14 protein-coding genes and 1 pseudogene are annotated in these 21858 nt (G+C 45.1%); 9 read left to right on the top strand and 6 right to left on the bottom strand.

The features are described 5' to 3' along the window. Positions 1 to 133 precede the first annotated feature (133 nt). Complete coding sequence (locus HGP28_RS07580) at positions 134 to 1282, bottom strand: sugar diacid recognition domain-containing protein (RefSeq protein ID WP_168835864.1); 1149 nt, start codon at positions 1280 to 1282, stop codon at positions 134 to 136. A gap of 145 nt (positions 1283 to 1427) precedes the next feature. On the opposite strand from HGP28_RS07580, the gene HGP28_RS07575 reads away from it, so the two are divergent. The 9 genes from HGP28_RS07575 (at position 1428) to HGP28_RS07535 (ending at position 13096) form a co-directional block, all read left to right on the top strand. Next, positions 1428 to 1853, top strand: coding sequence for a DUF4156 domain-containing protein (locus HGP28_RS07575; protein WP_168835863.1), 426 nt, complete (start codon positions 1428 to 1430; stop codon positions 1851 to 1853). An 81-nt stretch (positions 1854 to 1934) separates the two neighbouring features. Next, on the top strand, positions 1935 to 2312 hold the full coding sequence (locus tag HGP28_RS07570; protein ID WP_168835862.1) for a YacL family protein: 378 nt from the start codon (positions 1935 to 1937) through the stop codon (positions 2310 to 2312). Positions 2313 to 2484: 172 nt separating this feature from the next. Then, positions 2485 to 2823, top strand: a complete 339-nt coding sequence (gene glnK, locus HGP28_RS07565) for a P-II family nitrogen regulator (RefSeq protein WP_168835861.1) — start codon at positions 2485 to 2487, stop codon at positions 2821 to 2823. A 15-nt stretch (positions 2824 to 2838) separates the two neighbouring features. Beyond that, on the top strand, positions 2839 to 4068 hold the full coding sequence (locus HGP28_RS07560; RefSeq protein ID WP_168835860.1) for an ammonium transporter: 1230 nt from the start codon (positions 2839 to 2841) through the stop codon (positions 4066 to 4068). Positions 4069 to 4231: 163 nt separating this feature from the next. After that, a complete protein-coding gene (locus HGP28_RS07555; protein ID WP_168835859.1) occupies positions 4232 to 5263 on the top strand; it encodes a Fe(3+) ABC transporter substrate-binding protein in 1032 nt (343 codons plus the stop codon). A gap of 53 nt (positions 5264 to 5316) precedes the next feature. Then, entirely contained in the window at positions 5317 to 6942 is a 1626-nt protein-coding gene (locus HGP28_RS07550; protein ID WP_168835858.1) for an ABC transporter permease, read from the top strand. Then, on the top strand, positions 6942 to 7973 hold the full coding sequence (locus HGP28_RS07545) for an ABC transporter ATP-binding protein (protein WP_168835992.1): 1032 nt from the start codon (positions 6942 to 6944) through the stop codon (positions 7971 to 7973). Before HGP28_RS07550 ends, HGP28_RS07545 begins: the two co-directional genes overlap by 1 nt. 461 nt (positions 7974 to 8434) lie before the next feature. Further along, complete coding sequence (locus HGP28_RS07540) at positions 8435 to 12301, top strand: beta/gamma crystallin family protein (protein WP_168835857.1); 3867 nt, start codon at positions 8435 to 8437, stop codon at positions 12299 to 12301. A 63-nt stretch (positions 12302 to 12364) separates the two neighbouring features. Continuing rightward, positions 12365 to 13096, top strand: coding sequence for an ADP-ribosyltransferase domain-containing protein (locus tag HGP28_RS07535; RefSeq protein ID WP_168835856.1), 732 nt, complete (start codon positions 12365 to 12367; stop codon positions 13094 to 13096). A 100-nt stretch (positions 13097 to 13196) separates the two neighbouring features. Here HGP28_RS07535 and HGP28_RS07530 read toward each other — a convergent pair whose 3' ends face one another. The 5 genes and pseudogenes from HGP28_RS07530 to HGP28_RS07510 form a co-directional block, all read right to left on the bottom strand. Continuing rightward, positions 13197 to 14609, bottom strand: a complete 1413-nt coding sequence (locus HGP28_RS07530) for a phosphoglucomutase/phosphomannomutase family protein (protein WP_168835855.1) — start codon at positions 14607 to 14609, stop codon at positions 13197 to 13199. 62 nt (positions 14610 to 14671) lie between these two features. Then, positions 14672 to 17080, bottom strand: coding sequence for a glycoside hydrolase family 94 protein (locus HGP28_RS07525; RefSeq protein WP_168835854.1), 2409 nt, complete (start codon positions 17078 to 17080; stop codon positions 14672 to 14674). A gap of 82 nt (positions 17081 to 17162) precedes the next feature. Then, on the bottom strand, positions 17163 to 19088 hold the full coding sequence (locus HGP28_RS07520) for a beta-N-acetylhexosaminidase (RefSeq protein WP_168835853.1): 1926 nt from the start codon (positions 19086 to 19088) through the stop codon (positions 17163 to 17165). Positions 19089 to 19096: 8 nt separating this feature from the next. Next, complete coding sequence (locus HGP28_RS07515; RefSeq protein ID WP_168835852.1) at positions 19097 to 19987, bottom strand: glucosamine kinase nucleotide-binding domain-containing protein; 891 nt, start codon at positions 19985 to 19987, stop codon at positions 19097 to 19099. An 80-nt stretch (positions 19988 to 20067) separates the two neighbouring features. Further along, positions 20068 to 21789: pseudogene (locus HGP28_RS07510) on the bottom strand (glycoside hydrolase family 9 protein); the annotation flags it as partial. Between the last annotated feature and the right edge of the window lie 69 nt (positions 21790 to 21858).

Raw genomic sequence — 21858 nt, 5'->3', positions numbered from 1 at the left:
TTTACTGCCAAAAAGTGAAAAAGGAAAATCTGCAGCGGACTATAAAGTGATAGGTGGGAAGGGTCTTTAGGCCGACTGCCAAATCTCAATCGGCTTATTGGGACTTGATTTGTGCAAATGCACAAATCAAGTGTTATTGAGTGAGCAGTGTGGAAGCCAGATAAAGTTGTAGAATGTCTTCTAATTTATTGATATTTAAATTAGTAATGGACTCAATTCGGTCTAGGCGATAACGAAGTGTATTACGGTGAATATGTAGCGTTTCGCAAGTTAGATGAACGTCACAATTTTGTTCAAAATAGGCGCGCAGCGTGCGAAGTAGAACGTTTTTAGTGTCTTGCTCTTTGATAAGTTCAGCTGGTTGCCGTAACTGCGCCGCTTTCCACGGCTCATCTAATAGGCTGGTGAGCAAAACGGGGAGTTTATATTGTTGATAAAAAAAGACATCTTCTTGACGTTGTGCAACGGCATCCAGCGTCATTTGAGCGGTTTGATACGATTTTGCTAAGCCATCGGGCTCGGCAAAATAATCGCCCAATGCAATCTTTATTTTAAAGTTTCCCTGCTTTCTGACGCGTTTGAGCAATTTCGTGACTCGCGCATTTTCATGTTCAATCGACCAACCAGAATCACTTAATACGATAGGTTTGAGCACGACCACTTCATTATTGGAAACGGATAAAATACCAACCAGATTATCGCGTTCAGGGTATTCAAGAAGATGCACCAACTGCTGTAAATGTTCGAGAGACAAAGGGCGATTGGCCTCTGGAATGACTTTTACAATAGCAGCAATTCGTGGCGTGCTGAGATCAAGCTCTAGTCGCTCGGCAATACGTTGAATTTGACGATCATTGCGCTTTGCCCCTTGAATTAATTGCAACACCAATTCCTCACGATGGCGTTTGTGCCATTCAATTTGAGACATTAAGGCGGCCTGTTCGACAATTAGCTCTGCGGTCATTTTGACCAATTCACCATATTGATGAACCAGTTCAGGTGCTCCAGAGATGCCAATCACGCCAATCACTTTGTCTTGGTCAACGATAGGAAGGTTAATTCCAGGACGTACGCCTTTAAGGTGTTGCGCCGTGGCCTCATCAATCACAACATCACGCTGCTCGGTAAGGGCAAGAATGGCGCCTTCATGTTTTTGCCCAAGGCGTGTGGGATCGCCAGAGCCAATGATACGGCCAAGATCGTCCATCACATTCACTGAATAAGGGATGATCTTCATCGTACGCTCAACGATATTTCGTGCGATGGTCGCGTTTAATTGCATAAGTAATACCGAATAATGGGCGGCGATTGTAACAAGCATCAAGCGTGATGATGCTTCGAAATAGGGCTGCTTAGTGTCACTGCGGTGCTTGTTTTTCCAGCGCGAGTGAGTAAACTTCGCGAGCATTAATTATGAGTTTATCATTATGACAAAGAATTTACGTATTTCAGTGGCATCACTCAACTTTGCTCGCTTGCCGCTTATTGCTGTTGCGTCTGTATTTGCCCTAAGTGGCTGTGTGACATTTCCAACCGATCAATCTAACGCCGTTGCAGTCGCGTGGGATAACGAAGCGGCTTTGCAGGGCTGTGAATATCGCGGCACTGTGTATGGCTCGGAAGGTCATTTTTATGACTTTTGGCTTCATGCAGACAAAGACATGGTGTGGGGGGCGATGAACCAAATGCGTAAAAAAACCGCCGAGCAGGGGGGCAATTTGCTCTATCTTTACCCGCCAATGCGTTTTACCGGCTCTGTTACTATGATGGGAAACGCGTATGATTGCCCTTCACCATTAAATATCGCGCCTCACATCCTTGCGGCAGACTCGACACCCGTAGTAGCGCCGTAAGTGAACGGACGCTTGCGCGTGATATTGTCGCATTCGAGTGGTTTGGGTATGTAAGAGTGACTGAGAGAAACGAGCGAATCTATGGAATTTGAATTTACTAAAAATACCCTGTTGGGTGAATATTATGTCAAATGCAGCATGGATCACGAAGTCGTTGGTCGCTGGCTGCAAGATGAGATTGGTACAGATCGCACAAAATTACAGCAGCTAGTGAATGTTTTGTTACGCGCGCGCACCAATCCTGCGCAAGAAACGCGCTTATCGGGCCGCGAAATTTCACTGCTGATCGCAGGCGATGAAGTGACAGTGGCTGAAAATGCATTAGCGTTTGAGAGTGACTTACTCACTGATGAATTTGATTATTATGATTGTGAGAGTCAGGCAAGTTGTGGTTTGGATGACTTTGAACAGCTGATCCAACGCTGGTGTGAATTTATTGGTTGGGCACCAAATTGGTGATTGCACCAATTTTGCATTGGAATAGTGAAAAGGGCGCACCATTTTGGTGCGTTTTTTTTGTTTTAAAAATGTGATATCAACGACTAACTCTTCAAAAACAGCAACTTAGAATTATGGCACGCTCTTTGGATTACTATTAACGACGGAAACTACTGAGTATGGAGAAAGGTCGATGAAATTAATCAACGCCATAATTAAACCATTCAAATTGGATGATGTAAGAGAGGCTCTCGCCGATGTGGGTATCGAAGGGATGACTGTCTCAGAGGTCAAAGGTTTTGGCCGCCAAAAAGGACACACGGAATTGTATCGTGGTGCTGAGTATCAGGTGGATTTTTTGCCTAAAGTTAAGCTGGAAATTGCAACGCAAGCCGATAATGTTGAGCGTGTGATTGATGCAATCAGTAAAGCGGCGCACACCGGAAAGATCGGCGACGGCAAAATCTTCGTCTATGATCTGAGCCATGCAGTGCGCATTCGCACGGGTGAAATGGATACAGAAGCACTTTAACAGGGAGTGATAACTATGGAATTGTTAGTAACAGTAACGGAATTACGCTACGCACTCGACACCTTTTTCTTTCTTATTTCGGGTGCGTTGGTTATGTGGATGGCAGCAGGCTTTGCGATGTTAGAAGCCGGTCTGGTTCGTTCAAAAAACACCACTGAAATTTTAACCAAAAACTTTTGTCTTTATGCCATCGCGTGCACCATGTTTTTGCTGATTGGCTACAACATTATGTATGTTGATAACACTGAAGGCGGTTGGATCCCATCGATTGGCACGCTTATTGGTACACAAGCAGAAGGGGCTGATCACTCACTTGAGTCGGATTTCTTCTTCCAAGTGGTTTTCGTTGCCACGGCGATGTCTGTGGTATCAGGAGCCGTTGCTGAGCGTATGAAGCTTTGGGCCTTCCTCGTTTTCTCAGTCGTTTTGACCGGCTTTATCTACCCAGTAGAAGGGTACTGGACATGGGGCGGTGGCTTCTTATCAGAAGCGGGCTTTAGCGACTTCGCAGGCTCAGGTATCGTTCACATGGCGGGCGCAGCAGCAGCACTTGCCGCCGTTCTTCTGCTTGGCGCTCGTAAGGGCAAATACGGTAAAAATGGCGCGATTTACCCTATCCCAGGTTCAAACATGCCATTAGCAACTTTGGGTACCTTTATCCTATGGCTTGGTTGGTTCGGCTTTAACGGCGGTTCACAATTGATGGTGTCGGATTTTGAAAACGCAACCGCTGTAGGTCAAATCTTCTTAAATACCAATGCCGCCGCCGCCGCGGGTGCGATTGCCGCGCTACTTGTGTGCAAAACCACGTGGGGTAAAGCAGACTTAACCATGATTTTGAACGGCGCATTGGCAGGCTTAGTGGCAATCACTGCGGATCCGCTATCACCAACCCCTCTTTATGCGGTAGCGATTGGTGTGGTTGCAGGTGCCCTTGTGGTGTTTAGCATCGTGGCATTGGATAAAATTAAGATTGATGATCCAGTTGGTGCGATTTCTGTTCACGGTGTGTGTGGTTTCTTTGGTCTGATGGTTGTGCCTTTGAGCAATGCAGACGCGACATTTAGCGCACAGTTCTTTGGCGCAGCTGTGATTTTCGCTTGGGTATTTGGAGCAAGCCTGGTTGTTTGGGGCATTCTTAAAGCGACAATGGGCATTCGCGTAACCGAAGAAGAAGAGTTAGAAGGTATGGATCTTCATGACTGTGGCGTAGGCGCTTACCCAGAGTTTGTGTCACTAAAATAAGAGTTTGTCTCAGTGATACATCATCACCGAAATAACTGTTAACAAAGCCCGCCTTTTTGGCGGGTTTTTTTGTTATTAGATTGTGATAGGATTGGGGTTGATTATAATAACGCAACTGATAAATATTCGTATTGCGATCATTAATTAGCCTAGGGACAGTCAAATGAAAAAAATGCTCACACTTGCCGCACTTGTTGGTGCTGGCCTCACCACCAACGCGATGGTTGTCGCTCCCGCCATTGCTGCAGAAGAAGTGAATGTTTACTCTTATCGCCAACCGTTTCTTGTTGAGCCTATGTTTGATGAATTTACCAAAGAAACTGGCATCAAAGTTAACGTTAAATTTGCCAAGAAAGGGTTAGCTGAAAAGTTGGCGCAAGAGGGCGAGTACAGTCCTGCTGATGTGATCCTAACCACCGATATTAGTCGTTTGGCGGAGCTGACAGAGAAAGGTTTAGTGCAACCTGTTGAAAGCAAAATCATTGAAACAAACGTACCGGCACAATACCAAGACAATGAAAACGAATGGTTTGCGTTGACGGTTCGTACGCGCAATGTTTACTCGTCACGTGACCGTGTAGGCCGTCTGGGACAAGAGTTTACCTATGCCGATCTCGCCTCGCCGACTTATAAAGGCAAAATTTGCACGCGCAGTGGTAAGCATCCTTACAATGTCTCTTTAGTCTCGGCCATGATAGCTGAGCAGGGTGAAGCGGCAACCAAAGCGTGGTTGGAAGGTGTTAAAGCCAATTTAGCGCGTAAGCCACAAGGTAATGATCGCGCTCAAGTGAAAGCGATTAAAGAAGGTTTGTGTGACGTTTCACTTGGTAACAGTTACTACCTAGGCAAAATGGTCAACGATAAAGAGCAGCAAGCTTGGGCAGATGCGGTTTACATTAACTTCCCCAACCAAAACACGACGGGTACCCATGTGAATGTGTCGGGTATGGCGATGGCGAAATACGCGCCAAATCGTGACAATGCACTGAAGTTAATGGAATTTTTGGTCGGCGATCAGGCTCAAAGCATGTATGCTGAAGTGAATTATGAATACCCAGTTAAAGCCGATGTCGCTCCATCAGAATTAGTGGCGTCATGGGGGGAATTTAAAGCGGATACGATTTCGCTTGATGACATTGCAAGCCACCACCAAGCGGCAATCAAATTGATTGATGAAGTAAAATTTGATTTGTAACTTTGGCTTTTTGCTTGGCATATGTTGATAAATATATCGTTGGCCAAGGTAACATGAACAAAATCAGCTCTCTTTGGCAAACCAGCAGCAGCGCAGTGACGTTACTGCTGGTTTTGCCTATTATCGCCATTTTTTACACCGCCGTCGGTGAAACCGATGCCTTGTTTTCGCATCTATTTGCGACTGTGTTACCGACCTACACCCTCAATACGATCTGGTTGACGCTGGCGGTAATGCTACTTTCATTGCTGTTTGGTATTCCTAGTGCTTGGCTGATGGCGATGTGCCGATTACCAAGCGAACGTATTTTACAGTGGGCGCTTGTTTTGCCTTTGGCAATGCCGGGTTACATTGTTGGTTATGTGTTTACCGACTGGTTTGATTACGCAGGCCCGATTCAAATGGGGTTGCGGAACCTAACTGGCTGGCAAGCTGGCGATTACTGGTTCTTTGATATTCGTACCCTTGGCGGCGCAGCCGTTGTATTGGCATTGGTGCTCTATCCTTATGTTTACTTGCTTTGTCGCGCCGCTTTCATGGAGCAAAATATCAGCTTATTGCAGTCCGCTCGGCTGTTAAAATGCTCACCTTGGCAAAGTTTTACTCGTGTGTCGCTTCCGCTTGCGCGTCCGGCTATTGCCGTAGCACTGTCTCTTGTCGCAATGGAGACAATAGGGGATTTTGGCACGGTAAGTTACTTTGCCGTGAACACATTGACCACCGCGGTTTACGATACTTGGCTTGGTTATTCGAGCTTGACGGCGGCGGCCAAAATTTCAGCGTTGATGCTGCTCGTCGTGTTGGCGCTGCTCTCTTCAGAGCGTTACAGCCGCCGCAAACAAAAACTGTTTCAAAATCAGTTTCGTCGTGGTGAGTCGCAGCGCTATCGTCTTACCGGCTGGCGTAAATGGCTTGCGCTTTTGTGGTGCTGGGGTCTAGTCATCGTGGCTTTCGTGTTGCCCTTGGGGCAATTGGCCCTGTATGGCTATCGTTATTTTGCTCAAAGTTGGACCGATGAATTTGCTAGTTACGCGCTGAACAGCCTCTATGTCTCACTCTCAGCGGCGGTACTGGCGGTGCTGGTGGCACTGGTGGTCAATTTTTATCAGCGTCTGACAGGGCTGCGCCGCGCTCGAACGTTTATGCGTTTATCGTCACTGGGGTACGCCGTTCCCGGCACTGTGTTGGCGATTGGTGTCATGGTCGCAGTCTTATTTGTTGATCGCAGCATTAACGACATGGCAAAAGTGTTGGATTGGGGGCGGCCTGGCTTGCTATTTTCCGGCTCCATGTTTGCCATTATTTTTGCTTTGGTCGTGCGATTTTCTGCGGTGGCGATTGGCAGTATTGAGAGCAGTCTTGCCAAAGTTTCTCCGTCATTAGATATGGCTTCTCGTACAATGGGATGCAGCGCGAATGAGATGTTACGCCGAGTCCATTTTCCGCTGATCCGCCGAGGCGCACTTATTGCTGCGTTGTTGGTTTTCATTGAATCAATGAAGGAGCTTAATGCATCCTTATTATTACGGCCGTTCAATTTCGAAACCTTGGCCACTTATGTCTACAACTTCGCATCGGATGAACAATTGGAGTTAGCAGCAATGCCCGCGGTGATTTTGGTCTTGGTTGGACTGCTGCCCTTGGTATTAGTTAATCGTTCTTTGGAGCAAATGAAATGATGCACAGTGCCTTATCTATTCGCCATTTAAGCTGTCATTACGATGGGGATACCTCGGTACTGGATGACTTGTCATTGGAGGTTGAACGCGGTGAAATTGTCTGTTTGCTTGGCGCCAGTGGCTGCGGCAAAACTACGTTGCTCAAAGCCATTGCCGGTTTACAGCCAATAAGCGAAGGGAAATTGCATCTTAATGGTCGAGTCATGGACGATGGAAAGCAGTGGCTAGCACCAGAAAAACGCAATATTGGCATGATTTTTCAAGATTATGCTCTATTTCCGCATTTGACGGTGGCGCAAAATGTGGGGTTTGGTCTACGTGCTATGAGCGCGACAGAGCGAAAGCAAAAGATTGAAGAGATGCTGGCCCTGGTGCACTTGAATGATTTTGCCTCCCGTTACCCGCACCAACTGTCGGGTGGCCAGCAGCAACGTGTCGCGATTGCACGGGCGCTGGCTTATAAGCCTGATCTGCTGTTACTCGATGAGCCGTTTTCCAATATTGACACCCAAGTGAGACACGAACTGATTGGAGAAATTCGCCGATTGTTCAAACAACAAGGTGTTACGGCTATTTTTGTCACTCATTCTCGCGAAGAAGCGTTCGCGTTTGCCGATAAAATGGCGGTGATGAATCATGGTGTTATTGAGCAATATGGGACGGCGAGTGAGTTGTATTACCAACCATCGAGTAAGTTTGTCGCAGACTTTTTAGGCGGGGGCAGCTATTTGCGAGCCAAACGAATTGCTGAGAACTTGTTCGATACGGAATTTGGCGTGATTGAAGCAACAGCCCAGCAGCCGATTGAGCTGGATGAATGGTGTGAGCTCTTACTGCGGCCTCAACATGTCTTGATTGATGCAGCTGAAGAGAGCGCTGTTCACGTCATGGAGCAGCAATTTATGGGCGATCACTGCCGTTATGTGATTGATGCAAATGGCCACAAGCTCTATGCGAGCTCATCAGAGCCACTGATGATTGGTCAAGCGGTTGCCGTTAAAGTAACAACCCAAGGGGTGTTGGCGTTTTAGCTAGAAATTGAAAATAATAATTATCAATTTATTAAACTTATCAAAAATTAACATCGGCAATTAATCCTCTCGGACTGTATAAGCTGCGTTATTGAAGAGGTGTGGATAAATTATTGACTAATTATCATTAATTATCCTTTTTTGGTTATATTTAACTCGGCTTTTACAATTTATAGCTAGTGATTGAATCTATCATTGGTGGCATTGATGTATTCACTTTACCTACAATTCATTAAGTAATTGATTTGAATTTATAAATTACAAATTAATAATTACCAGTTTGGTTAAGATCAAGAGTAGAAAAAACAACTGGTTGGATGAGTTATTTTGTTTCTGGTCTGATGAGCGTTAGTTTGAGTCAGGTTAATATTGATTTATATCAAATTCAGCTCCTGTATTTTTTGTAGCATTCAAATTACGTATACAAGCATTGAAAGCTTAAAAATCAGTGAGCAATAAATATGAGATATAGTCTTTTATCTGCCTCTATTATGGCGGTGCTAAGCATCAGTATGACGTCATCAGATGCATTAGCGTATAGTATTATCGACCCAGGAGCTGGCCTTTTAGAAGGAGAACTAGACAATAACAATAATAACCAAAACAATGGAATGAATGGAATATTGTCTGACTTTTCTGTTACCAGCCGTAATGAAAATGGTGTGTGTAAAGTAAAAATTAGTCAGATGGACGATAAAAAACTCACGACGGGCCATGACCAGCTACCTTTGGTTATCGCTGAAATGACATTTATTGATCGTTCAAGTCGTAAAATATTAGGCAGCGAAAAGGTTATTTCTAAGTTTCGAGAGACGGGAATTGGCCTCATTGCAGAAGCTCAAAGTGTTCGAGAACAGCATAGTGGCGTAGAATGCCTTGTCACTAATGTCAGTGTTGCTGGTGCTACCTATCCTGTGATGAATAATAGCGCTATAAGTGGATCTATATTTAAAATTGCAACTGATGATCTTACATCTGGCCCAATTACGAATAAATATATAGCTGCTCCATTGCTTGCTCGTTTGTTTATTTCACACTTGAATGGTGATTTTACTGATATAGATTATCAAGACTTTCGTTTAGTGAAAACCAATAATTTTGACGCATATAAAGAACTCGTAAATATGGCGACATCAGGAAACCTTGGTTGGCAGGGGGCAAATGACGCAGGGTATTCAATTGATTTTACTGATTTGAGATATCATTCTCAAATTAACCAATTTTTGCTAGACTCCTTAGTTAGAAAAGCAGTTGAATTAGGCATTGTTGGTGATAATTTAGAAAACGAATCTTTTGCTGATTATATCAGGAAGTATATTCTTACTAATTTGTCACAAAATACAACTTATGAATATGGCTCTGATGATCATATTAAAGCTAGTGTAGCACTGACTCAATCAAGTGTTATGTACCCTTCTTTTCAAATGGATGAAGGTGGGCTGGTTCCTAAATTATTAGGTAATGACTTCTTACTGCGTGAATTTGATACATACGCAAAAGAATTTAATGCTTACTTGGAACAAGGAAAAGCAAAACCATCTTTCTCTGAACCTGATGAAAAAACGTTAGCTATTTATAATCTGCCATTCAATTTTAAAACATGGTCAGGAAGTGGGCAGGGTAAAGTAGGCGATTTGTATGTCTATGACAACCCTTATAGCGGACAGACAGATATATTTCGGTTAAAGAGCTCTAACTATAGCTACTTCCCAACCAATAGAACATCCAATTCTCATTGGGAATTTATTGGCCCTAGAAATTGGAATACTTATGGGAATTCGGGTGATATCTATTTGTATGAAAACCCGTACAATAATGCAATTGATCTCTTTGAGCTTAAAGGAAATTATAGAGATTATTTCCCAACAGATAGAACAAGCAGTGATAACTGGAAATATTTAGATCCAAATTCATCACCACTGGATGAGTTGGTTTCACCAGATGATCAATTCGATTTTATCCAGCATGCGATAAAATTTAGCGGCTTAGACGGTGTCGATTTAGCAAAAGCGGTTTTGGAGCAAAATGGCAATATTCACATAGATGAAATGAATCTAATAATCTATTCCAAAGAATCTGGTGGAGGTTTGCTTGGTAAAAACGTATTAGATATCGCTGCATTAGCTTTTGATGTTGAAGCGAAAGATGTCACTCGTGCTCAAACTATTTATACACAAGCAGCAATGGATGCGATCTTTATTGATACCTTATATCCTTATGGAAGTCTTAATAATGTAAAAGCTTCTATCTACGCACGAATCGCTCATGAAAGCAATGAAAGCTCGATGCTTGATAACATTGGCACTGGTGTCGAACCCTTTGTATTGGATGAGCTTATTGCTAATAATGATCAATTTAGTAATATGAGTTTTGATAGCCTAGTTCATGATTTTGTTGGTCGAAATTTTAGATTGAATGGCGTTATTGCTAATGAAAATTTCGAAATAGAGACAGGCGAAGCAATTGAGTTATTTGAGCATGGGAATTCTGGTGGTAAATCAGTATTAATTCGTGAGAATGAGCCTGATTTGTCAATCTTCGACTTCGATAATATCGCGTCTTCAGTGAATGTTCCTGCTGGTTGGGAAATTCGTGTTTATGAAGGAAGTTATTATAGTGGAAGCAACTGGACGCTAGGGAGTGGTCAAAGGGATTTACCTGCTAATGATCGCATTAGTTCTATTAAAATAATGAAGAAGCCAGAAGATCAGGTCGTTACACTTTTTGATTCATTTTATTCAAATAGCAAAACACTAAAATTATCAGATAGCACCTCTTGGCTAGATGATTTTAATGATAAAGCAGTAAAAGTTCACATTCCTGAGGGATGGGAAGTTCGTTTTTATGAACATGGAAATTACACGGGAAACTATTGGACGCGTGGAGCGGGAACCCATACTTTGCCAGTGGCTAACTCAGTTAGTTCATTACAAGTTTTAAGAAAATCATCCTACGCTAATAATAAACCTGAAGGAACGGTTACGGTATCTCAAGTTGTGTATGATGGTCTCGTTGAACTAGATAAAGCGCAACAGGAATTGGCTGAGCATTATGCAATTGTTACCTATGATAACGGTTATCCAGTACAAACAATTCCTCTAAGTGATGAGCTATTTGCACGTGCTCAACTTTTTAAATATGGTTTGAGTGCAAAAATGGTTGAGGATCTTTGGAAGAGTTATCTCAAGCAAGGATTTTTATCTCGAGTTTCTGATTCAAGAATTACGTCAAAACATTTGGATAATGAAAGAAAGACAACCAATAAATCTGTGCAAGATATGTGGGAGTCTTATTTTAATGCTATTGTTCCTATCGCAGCTAAGCATTTATCAACGTTAATTGATTATAAAGCTAAGTTGAGTGGTTTTGAACCAATGGAAGGCAAAAATGTTCGAGACAGTAAGTTAAGGATTGTTTATGGAATGGAAGTGGATGAGCATATTAGGTCAGAGTATTTCAATGGTATTTGGAATAATTGGAAATCAGATGTAAATAACTGGCTGATTTATGGCCCTAATATTGACTACAGCGTAAAGACTGCCAGTAATATCTATGATTTCATGTCTCTTTCTAATATTTCATTTGATAAAAAATATAAATTTTACAATGATCAGTCGGCTAATACGGCTTATGGATCTCGTGATATTGAATTATTTGAGGCAATGAATAAAAATCATGCAGATAAATGGTGTAGTAAGCCATCATGGGAATATGGCTATCACGACTCACCTACGAAACCAGGTGCTTTAGGGCTTGAAAAGATTCATTGGCAATGCGGATTATTTTACATCACGAGAGATAATAGCTCCGATACCATGAAAGATGCTTATTATCATATTGTTTCTGAAATGATGAAAAAGCATAAATGGGATCTTAAAACCGTTCAAACAAACCGAGATACTTTATTTGCTGTTTTACAAATGTTTATTCCTATTTGGGGTACAGTTGAATCTTTTGAGAAAAAAGATGGTCTAGGTGCGGCTTTGGGCTTATTAGGCGATGCCATGTTCTTTACAGGTGTAGCATCAAACATGGACTCATTCTTAAAACCAAATAAGTTTGTTACTCATAAGCCGTCAAAGCTATTAGGTCAAGGCGCTGGTGTTATTATCAATGATCTTAAGCCAACATCGGGTGCATTAGTTCAAGTTAATCGAGTCGCGGCAAAAGTTGAAGCGAAAGATATTGCAGGTGCAATCGTTAAATCGACACTTCAAGAAATGAATCCTGCGGCTGGCCTAGGCGATCTTGCAAAAGGGCTCGTTAAAAAGTCAGCGGCAAAGCAGGCGGGAAGTAAAAAAATAAAGTTAATGACTTGCCCTATTTAATAATTAATTTGATGTTTTAATTATGGGCTACAGTGAACCGTGTAGCCCATGTGAGATAAGTTTATGAAAAAATTATTTAACTCATTATTAATAGCGTTTGCGTTATTATCATCAGTGCAGTCTTATGCAACAAACTATGATTCATGGATTAATTATATGATGAATATGATTGTTGGAAGTCATCAAGCGACTGATGAGCAGGCTAAAATGTTAGAAAAAGCTTTAAAGGAAGGAGCAGACTATAAGAAATACTTAACACCTGATCAGGTTGGCTTTATTGAAAACTATACAATTAATCCAGAAATGTTTAATGAAATGTTGAAAGATGGCTATGATATTGATGACCCTCAAAGTATGTTTGCTAAAGTCTTAGATTCTTCATTAGAAAAATTGCCAACTCAGACTCGAGTCACTTATCGTGGCGGTGCTTACCCAAAAGGGGTATATAGTAAACTGATTAAGAAAGGGAATGTCGTTTATAATAACATTTTTGCTTCCACCTCATATAGCGCCTCAATTGCGAAAGAGTTCGCCGACAGTGTTGGAGGAGCAGGAGTAGAAAAGGTTGTCTTTGCAATTGAATCAACCGATGGTGTCAATATTTCGAACTTTTCACCGACTTTTACTAAAGAAGCTGAAATATTATTAAGGCCTGATAGCTACTTTGAAGTTAAAAAAGTAAAAAAAGGCGGAGATGGTACAATCTATGTTGCAATGAAAGAGGTTGATCCACCTAAAAGCAGAAAAACCAAGGTGAGACATATGTACCACGGTGATATTCTTGATTGTGATTAACTTTCGAATATGCTCGATATTTAAGGTTTTCGTTTAATGCGAATTTAATCGAATGTACTGCTAATTTAGACCTCGAGTGTGACTCGAGGTCTTGCGGTTATCATAGGGCGAGAAACGTTTTCATCGTTTGCAGTACTTGCTCTGCTTGCGATTTATTTTCCATCTCAGCAAAGATGCGCAGCAAGGGTTCGGTTCCAGAGAATCGAGCAATCACCCAGCCGCCATTTTTGAAGTAGACTTTCGCGCCATCTTCGTAGCTGACTTTTTCAATCTCGTATTCAAACTCGGGCAGCTGCTTCTCAACGTAAATCTTGTTGTAAAGCGCCTCTTTCAGTGCGGGTTTGAATTTGCAATCGCCCTCTGCGGTGTAGGCATAGCCGTATCTGCCGTAGATTTCATCCAGCAGTTCAGAGAGTTTCTTGCCGGTAACGGAGATCATCTCCACCAATAGGCTTGAGGCAAACACGCCGTCTTTACCCTTGATGTGACCACGAATGGTAAGGCCGCCAGAGCTTTCGCCACCAATCAGAGAATCATCGGCTTCCATTTGTGAGCTGATGTGCTTAAAGCCCACGGGCACTTCGAAACACTTTTCGCCGTGATCTTCGGCGATCTTATCAAGAAGGTGAGTGGTGGCGATATTGCGAACCACAGAGCCGTGCCAGCCTTTGTACTCAAGCAAGTAGTAGTAAAGCAGGACCAGCACTTCGTTCGGGTGAATGAAGTTGCCTTTTTCATCAATAATGCCAAGGCGATCCGCATCGCCATCGGTGCCGATACCGATGTCGTAACCTTCTTGCGCGACAAGGTGCATCAGGCGATACAGGGTTGCAGCGCTTGGTGAAGGCATTAAGCCGCCAAAATCTGGGTTTTTGCCGTCGTTGATCACGTCCACTTCACAGCGGCCGTTGATCAGCACGGTTTGCAAAGCGTTCTTCGCCACGCCAAACATAGGGTCGATAAGCACACGTAAATTGGCTTTTTTGATCGCCTCAATGTCGATAAAGTCGATGATCGAATCAACGAACTCGTTCATCGGATTGATGATTTCAATCAGCTTGTCATCCACTGCTTGTTCAAACTCAACGCTTTGGACGTCGGCAAGCGTCAGGTGAGCGATTTGTTCTTCAATCTTTTGCGTGATCACTTCATCGGCGTCACGGCCACCTTCAATAAACACTTTAATGCCGTTGTAATCGGCCGGGTTGTGTGACGCGGTGATACACGCCGAATACGCGCAGGCCATTTCTTTGGCTTTGAACATTACGATAGGGGTTGGAACAAATTTATCGATAAAGCTGACCTTGACGCCATTGGCAGCGAGAACCTCAGCAAACCAGCAGCCGGCTTTGTCAGATAAAAAGCGGCGGTCATAACCAATCACAAAACCGCGCTCGGCCACATTTTCATTGTGAATGATGTTGGCAAGGGCTTGAGCAACTAAACAGACATTGTCCTTGGTAAACTCTTCACCGATAAAGGCGCGCCAGCCGCCTGTACCAAATTTGATCATGTTGAATTCCTTTCGATTTGGCAAAAATGGCTCAGCAAGTCGCTGAGCCATTGCCTTAATGATTAGCCAAGCACAACAACGACGTCGTTGACGCTGCCTTCAGGCTGAACAGGCACCGATGCCCCGCTGATTACTTCACCGTTGACGGTAATCGTCTTCACGCCTTTGCTCACGGAACTTGGGTTTTCAACTTTGATGTTGTATGTCGCGCCCAGCCATTGGCGCGTTACTTCAAAACCAGGCCAGTTAGTTGGAATACAAGGATCGATCGTCAGACCATCGAAGCCCGTACGCACACCAAGGATGAAGTTGGTGACGGCGAAATACGCCCAGCCAGAGGTACCGGTTAACCATGGGTGGTTAGCACGGCCATGATCTTGGTGGTCACGACCCATGATGAATTGCACGTAAGAGTACGGTTCTGCAATGCGTTTTTCGATGATGTCGTTTTGGTTGTACGGGTTCAATGCATCGTAGAACTTCATTGCACGATCACCACGGCCCAGTTTGGCTTCGGCGACCCAAGCCCATGGGTTTGGATGCGAGAAGATAGCGCCGTTTTCTTTCACGCCTTGGTATACACGAGTCACGAAGCCGATGTCGTCGTTTGGCGTGGCAAACGATGGTGAGTTTAGGTGCAGCCCGTATTCAGAGAACAGGTTCTCATCCACCGCATCCATCGCTTTCTCACCGCGCTCTTGAGACACGGCACCAGACAGTACCGCTAGGGTATTTGACTCAAGGTGGACACGGCCTTCTTTTTGCTGCGCGGTACCGATCTTGTCACCGTTTTTGGTTAGACCACGGATGTACCAACCGCCTTCATCATCCCAAAGGTGCGTTTCACACGCTTCACGCACGTTTGCTGCCATGATGGTGTATTTTTCAACGTCGTCTTCTTTGCCTAGGAATTTTGCAAGGTCGATGAACTCTTGCAGTGCCCAGAAGTGCAGGAATGACACCATAGAAGACTCACCACCGCCAAGGTTCAGACAGTCGTTCCAGTCAGCGCGTAGACCTTTACAGATGCCGGTTTGACCGACGTATTCGGCAGAGAAATCCAGTGCGGCTTTCATGTGATCGTAAACGGTGGCGACGCCGCCATCTGCGTAAGGGATCATTTCATTAAAGAAGCTGTGCTCGCCGGTTTCCATCACGTATTTACAAATGGTAGGCACTAACCATAGGTGGTCATCAGAACAGGTGTCTTCAATGCCGTGGATCTTATCTTCATCCGATGGCGTTGGCACAACCGTTGGCGATTTAGACGGTTTGACGTCGGCTTTTTCAGGATCGAACCAATCTGGATCAAATAGGTGCAAGCCGTAACCTGCTTTCACTTGACCACGAAGTAGGTCAACAATACGTTTGCGCGTCATTGCTGGGTTTGCGTGAGGGACAGAAATTGCGTCTTGCGCAGTATCGCGGTAACCCAAACCAGTACGACCACCCACTTCGATAAATGAAGCAAAGCGAGACCAAACCACACACGTCTCAGCTTGATACAGCGTCCAAGCGTTGATCATGGTGTCAAGACCTTGGTTTGGCGACTTCACTTGGAACTTGCCGCAGCGCTCATCCCAGTGGGCTTTGATGCCAGCAAAGGCGTTGTCAACTTCGGCAAGGTTTTGATATTTCGCGCGCAAACGCTCACCATTGCCTTTACCGATACCAAGAATGTAAGCAAAGCGCACTTCTTGACCGGGTTGAATCACAAATTGTTTGTGCAGTGAACCACAGTGGTTGTAACAGGTTTGCGCTGTGTTGAAACACTGACCTTGCTCAACCGCCAGTGGGTTTGACTCATCACGGTATAGACCAAGGAAACTGTCACGTTGACCGTCGTACGAGTCAGGGTCAAATGTTGAGGCTAGGTAGTAGAAACCTTCGAAATCATTGGTGTTGTAGTAGAGATCGTACTCAATCACGCCATCTTTGTACGCGGTACCAGCAGAGTACAACGACATCTGATGGTTTTGGTTATCCGATTGAATATGGCTAAAAGAGAACTCAACAAACGAGAAGGCACTGATGGTGCGAGGCTTATCTGAGGTGTTTTTGACAACAACGTCCCAAATTTCGGCATCTTCGCCTTTTGGTACGAAGAGGGTTTTGGTCGCAGTGATGCCGTTGTATTCACATTTGAATTTAGAGTAAGACAAACCATGACGCACTTCATAGCTGGCTTCTTCAAGGCTTTTCGCTACCGGTTGCCAAGAGATTGACCAGTAGTCACCAGTGGCATCATCACGCAGGTAGACGTAGTGTCCAGGGCGGTCAAATGTCGCATTCGGGCGGAATTTCGTGACACGGTTGTACTCAGGCGAGTTGTAGAACGAGTAACCGCCCGCGTTATGAGAAATGACCGTACAAAATTTCTCAGTCCCTAGATAGTTAGTCCATGGCGCAGGAACGTCAGGACGGGTGATGACATATTCACGATTGTCATTATCGAAATAGCCGTATTGCATGGTGTTTTCCTTAGTTTAACGACCGCAAAATGACGCGGTCAAACAGTCAAAAATGATGTGGTTAAAACCGGCTAGCTTCGGTTTATTTCCACGGATTGCGATAGGTAATCGCTTGTTTATCTAACATCACCAAGTGCCCTTTTAGGCGACCAAGGTAATCAAGCCAGTCGCGACGCGAATTTTGGGTCCAGCCCGCTTCAGCCATTGCGGTTAATCTTGGGAAAATCATGTAATCAACGCGAGCAGGGTGGTTGATGATTTCGCACCATAATGCGGTTTGGATTCCCCAAATGCGTTTGCGCAGGGGATCGTCGTTAGGGATCTCACTCATCGGTTCGTAACGATATGCTCGTTCAAGCGGCAGTGCGTTAGCCCAATCGACGCCAGGCTCTTCGGGGGCAAAATCTTGGGCCATATCGAGGTAAGTCGATTGCCCTGGCTGCAACACCACATCAAAGCCATTACGCGCACAATTGAGCGCCGCCTCTTCGCTTAGCCATGAATAAATCACGGTATCTTTACTGACTTTGTCGCCATGTTGTGCTTCTTCCCAGCCCAACATCCGTTTGCCAAGTGAGCGCAGTTTTTTTTCAGCGTAGCGCAGCAGATGGCCCTGAAGCTCTTTTGAATCGCAATACCCTTCTTGTTCCATAAGAGCCTGACAGCTAGGACTGCCAGTCCATGCTCCGTGAGGAACTTCATCTGCGCCAATGTGAACAAAGGGAGCAGGAAAGAGTTCGGCGATTTCTTCAAGTACTCGGTCGAGAAACTGATAAGTCCCCGCAAGCCCTGGGTTTAATAAATTGTCGCGGTAATTTTGAATGCTGCGGTACTCAGTGGTGTCTTCTTTTTCCACCAGTAAATCAGGCAGCGATTTAACGGCAGCACGGCAGTGTCCGGGAATATCGATTTCCGGGATCACCGTGATGCCGCGCTGGTGCGCGTATTCGATCACATCGCGGACCTGTGCTTGAGTATAAAAACCACCATAACGATGCAACAAATGGCTGTATTGCGGCTCACACACTTCATCGAGTCCGCGCCAAGCGCCTTTTTCGGTGAGTTCGGGGTAGGCGTTAATTTCAATCCGCCAACCTTCATCATCGCTTAAATGCCAATGAAAGGTATTAAACTTGTAGTGTGCTAATTGATTGATAAGTCGTTTCACGGTTGCCACTGAATGGAAATGACGTGAACAGTCAAGCATCATGCCGCGATAGCGAAAGCGTGGTGCATCACGAACCGTGACACAGGGGAATTGAACCTGATCGCTTGTTCCTTGCGGAGTGAGCTGCGCAAGCTGAAGTAATGTAGCGCAGGCGTGAGTAAAACCTGAGCGAGATCCCGCTTCGACTTTGATGCCCTCAAGGGTCACTTTAAGGCTGTATTCCCCTTCATCCAGTGTTGGATTGCTTTTCATAATCAGCAATCCATTGCGACTGTTGCTCAGTTTCATTTGGTGAATTCGCGCAAATTCATCAATCAGCCACTGAGTCGCTGACGTGGCAAGCTCACTATGACACGCAACACCTAGTGTGCGCTTCACCACAAAGTGGCCATTATCACGTTGTAGTTGATTGGGGTGTGGCAGTAATGCCAATTCATTGGCGATAACGCTTGGTACAAAACTGCGCTCTGTATGTGGGCTGTTCAGCACTAAAGGGGTTAATGCGACGGGAACCCGTACTTTTTGGCCTTGTTGTTCTGATTCAACAAAAGCGTCCAAAATCCCATCGGTGTGATAACGAAATGGAAACGACCCGACGCTGAATTCACAGTAATAATGATGGTTCGCGGCGAGCACGAGCGTGTCAGGTTTTAATTGACAAAAACTGCCGACTTGATGGTGTTCACCATGCGTCATCGAGCCGGGAGTAATAAAACGAGTGAAGGCAAATGTTAGCGACCAGTTGATCAGATCTTGTTCGCCAAGATTGTGCAGTGTCATACCGAAGCGGCAGGTTTGGTCATGCTCTGATAAGACCACAAGGTCAAGACGGTAATCCATAATAGCTCCTAATTAAGAAACTCGGGGTAAAGGTTATGCTCAGCGCAATTGGCAAACATCAAAGCGCCTTCAATGGCATCGAATTGTGGCTCGACGATAAGGTGGCGCAGGGGCGGTGAAAGCCAAGGACCAATGCGTTCGGCAATGCCACCCATTAGGCAGATGCGTTGCGCGCCTTTTTGCTGCAGTGCGGATAGCCACATATCGATATCGGCGGCGGTTTGGCTTAGTAACTCTTTGGCCAAGGGGTCTCCGTGCTGGGCATAGACGAAAATATCAGGAGAGAATTGGCCATAATCTCGAGGTAGCGCGGTTTTTGACCATTGAACAATGGTGTCAATATCATCGTTAAAATGGGCAAGTATGCGGTGAGATAGGGCGCTATGATCGCGAACGCCATCATAAGCCAGTAAAACTTGCTGTATCAGACGCAACCCCATTACCGCGCCACTGCCTTGATCGGAAATCGGAAACTCATGACCGCCGACAACATGCTGGACACCCTCTTGAAGCAAAATGCCGCAAGAACCGGTTCCTGCAATTAGAATGGCACCATTGCCTTTATTATGAGCGCCGATGCAAGCGCCATAAGCATCGGTATTTAAGGTCAGAGAGGCAAACGGATGAGGGAGTGCCATGAAATCTTGCCACGCTTGTTTTTGTTCAGCGCCTGCCAGTGCCAGTCCGACGTGCATTTGGCAAAACTGAGTCGATGATATTCCGCCTTGGCGCGCCGCTTGCTCAATCGCTTCGATAATCGATTGCATAGCTAGCTCAACACCCAGCAAAATATTGGCGCTGCCGCTTTTGGCTTCACCTACCCATTGACCGTGTTCATCGCGAATCCGCGCGCGGCATGAAGTGCCACCGCCATCAACTCCCACGTAATACAGACTCATAGGACGGCTCCTTGCACTGGTTGATTCAAAGAGTCGTGCGCCGATGAAGCGGCCTGATTGATGGCATCGTTAGTGGTTTTTTGCTGTGATGAGGTGCGTTGATTTAGGTGATGGCTTTGGCTCATCACCGCAAGCAATAACCACCCTGCGTGCGGGATCCATTGCTCTCCCCAGCGCCAGTTTTGCAACATATCGCGATGGTGGGGCGCTGGGTTAAAGGCGATATCGTCCTCGTCATCAAAGCCTCCGGTAATGCCATTACAGACGCCACCTTTTGCGTTGGAAAACCCCAGTTCTGGAAGGTAGTTTGGATTGTTGTGTCCATGTCCATCGAGCATACAGATATCAAAAGGGTTCAGTCCCACAATCCAGTTAAGGGCGTTTTGACCGAACGCCAGCAAGGGTTGAGATGCCTCTTTATTGACAAAAGGTTGTGCGAGTAGGCTCATCGCTGCCAGTGAGGCTAGGCGCGCATTTTCTCCCTGCCACCAATAGCCAGTTTCATTGTCGTGAGCGATAAAAAAGGCATCACGCTTATTTTCATTCATCCCTTTAACGTATTGCCGTGGGTAGCCAAACGGGTTGGCTTTTTTCTTGGTAATGGCCAATTCAAATTCGCACGCTTGGTTGACCACCGTTTGGATGATGTTGTAACGCGCACTGTCGCTTTCAATGCTGAGGTATTCACACAGTGCGATAACAGGTAAGCCAGCGTCACTAGCGTGAAAATAGGGGCGGGAGCCATCGTGATTGGCAGACCAAAAATAGTGCATTTGGTCATCACTGTGCTGACGAGCACTGAGTTGTAAAGCCCAATCGCGCGCTTCATCAAGATAGCGAGTTTGCTTTGTGGTGCGATACAACTCAACACTGGCCAATAGGGCGCAATACTCATCAATGATGTTGTCAACGCCGTCGTCGGTGTAGCTGTGATTATGAGTTTTAAGGTGCCAATAGCCCCGCTCTGCTGCGGCTAGATATTGGTCTTGACTGTATTGGCCGTGACTGGTTAGCCGAGCGGCGGCGGCAAGTGCGGCGATTGCCATGCCGCCACCTTGGCGAAAAGCTGCTTGATAATCGGCCGATTTATGCCCTTGTTGAGTCTCGTAAGCACAAATCTCGCGTTGTTCGGTCTGCTTGCTCCACTGGTCAAACACTGTGGTGTAGAAATACCCTTGCGGATCTTGCATGCGATACAGGAAATCAGCGCCAAACAGCGCTTCTTCAGTAAGGCGTAATTGTAAAAATCGTGGTAAATCGCCCTCGTTACACAGCATTTGATGCCCTTTTAACAGATTCCATACAATCATAGGGGTCTGCTGAGGGTTGAAATAATTAGCGTAAGAGAGATGACTCAAATATTTGCTCACATCACCAGAGGCGTCATACCAGCCGCCATGAACATCCACCGTGCGTTGTTGTCCATAGATGGGCGCAGCAACGTCTTGAGCGTCAAAAATGCCGCTGCAGCGTTGGGACTTAAAATAGTGCAGCAGATCGGAAAATGTCGTTTGCATCAGAACATCTTGGCCAATTTGAAAGGGGTGTGAACGCGTGTGTTCAACCCGTAGATAGAAAAGGCCTTCTTGGTTAAAGTCTGAAAAATCAATACCATAAAAATAGCCTTGATGCCATTTGGCCACTTTTTCAGCTTTTGTAATGGGCAAGGTTGCCACCGTCAGATGATTCTTGGCGCAAATAAGCTGCGCGCTGTAGCTAGAGAGTCGAGCTTGTCGCGATTGCAAAATGGCGCGTTTGGTGCCCGTTTGTTCATAGCCGATGTGATTGGTTAGAAGCAACATGCCATTCTCCAAAACTCGTTTGATATGTTTGGTGGTGTGCGCTATCTCTTTTTATTTTGATGAGATGGC

Origin of the sequence: Vibrio agarilyticus, from assembly GCF_012641465.1 — a bacterium.
Classification (GTDB): Bacteria; Pseudomonadota; Gammaproteobacteria; order Enterobacterales; family Vibrionaceae; genus Vibrio; species Vibrio agarilyticus.
The sequence above is the reverse complement of the archived record's forward strand: the minus strand, read 5'-3'. Positions and strand labels throughout refer to the sequence as shown.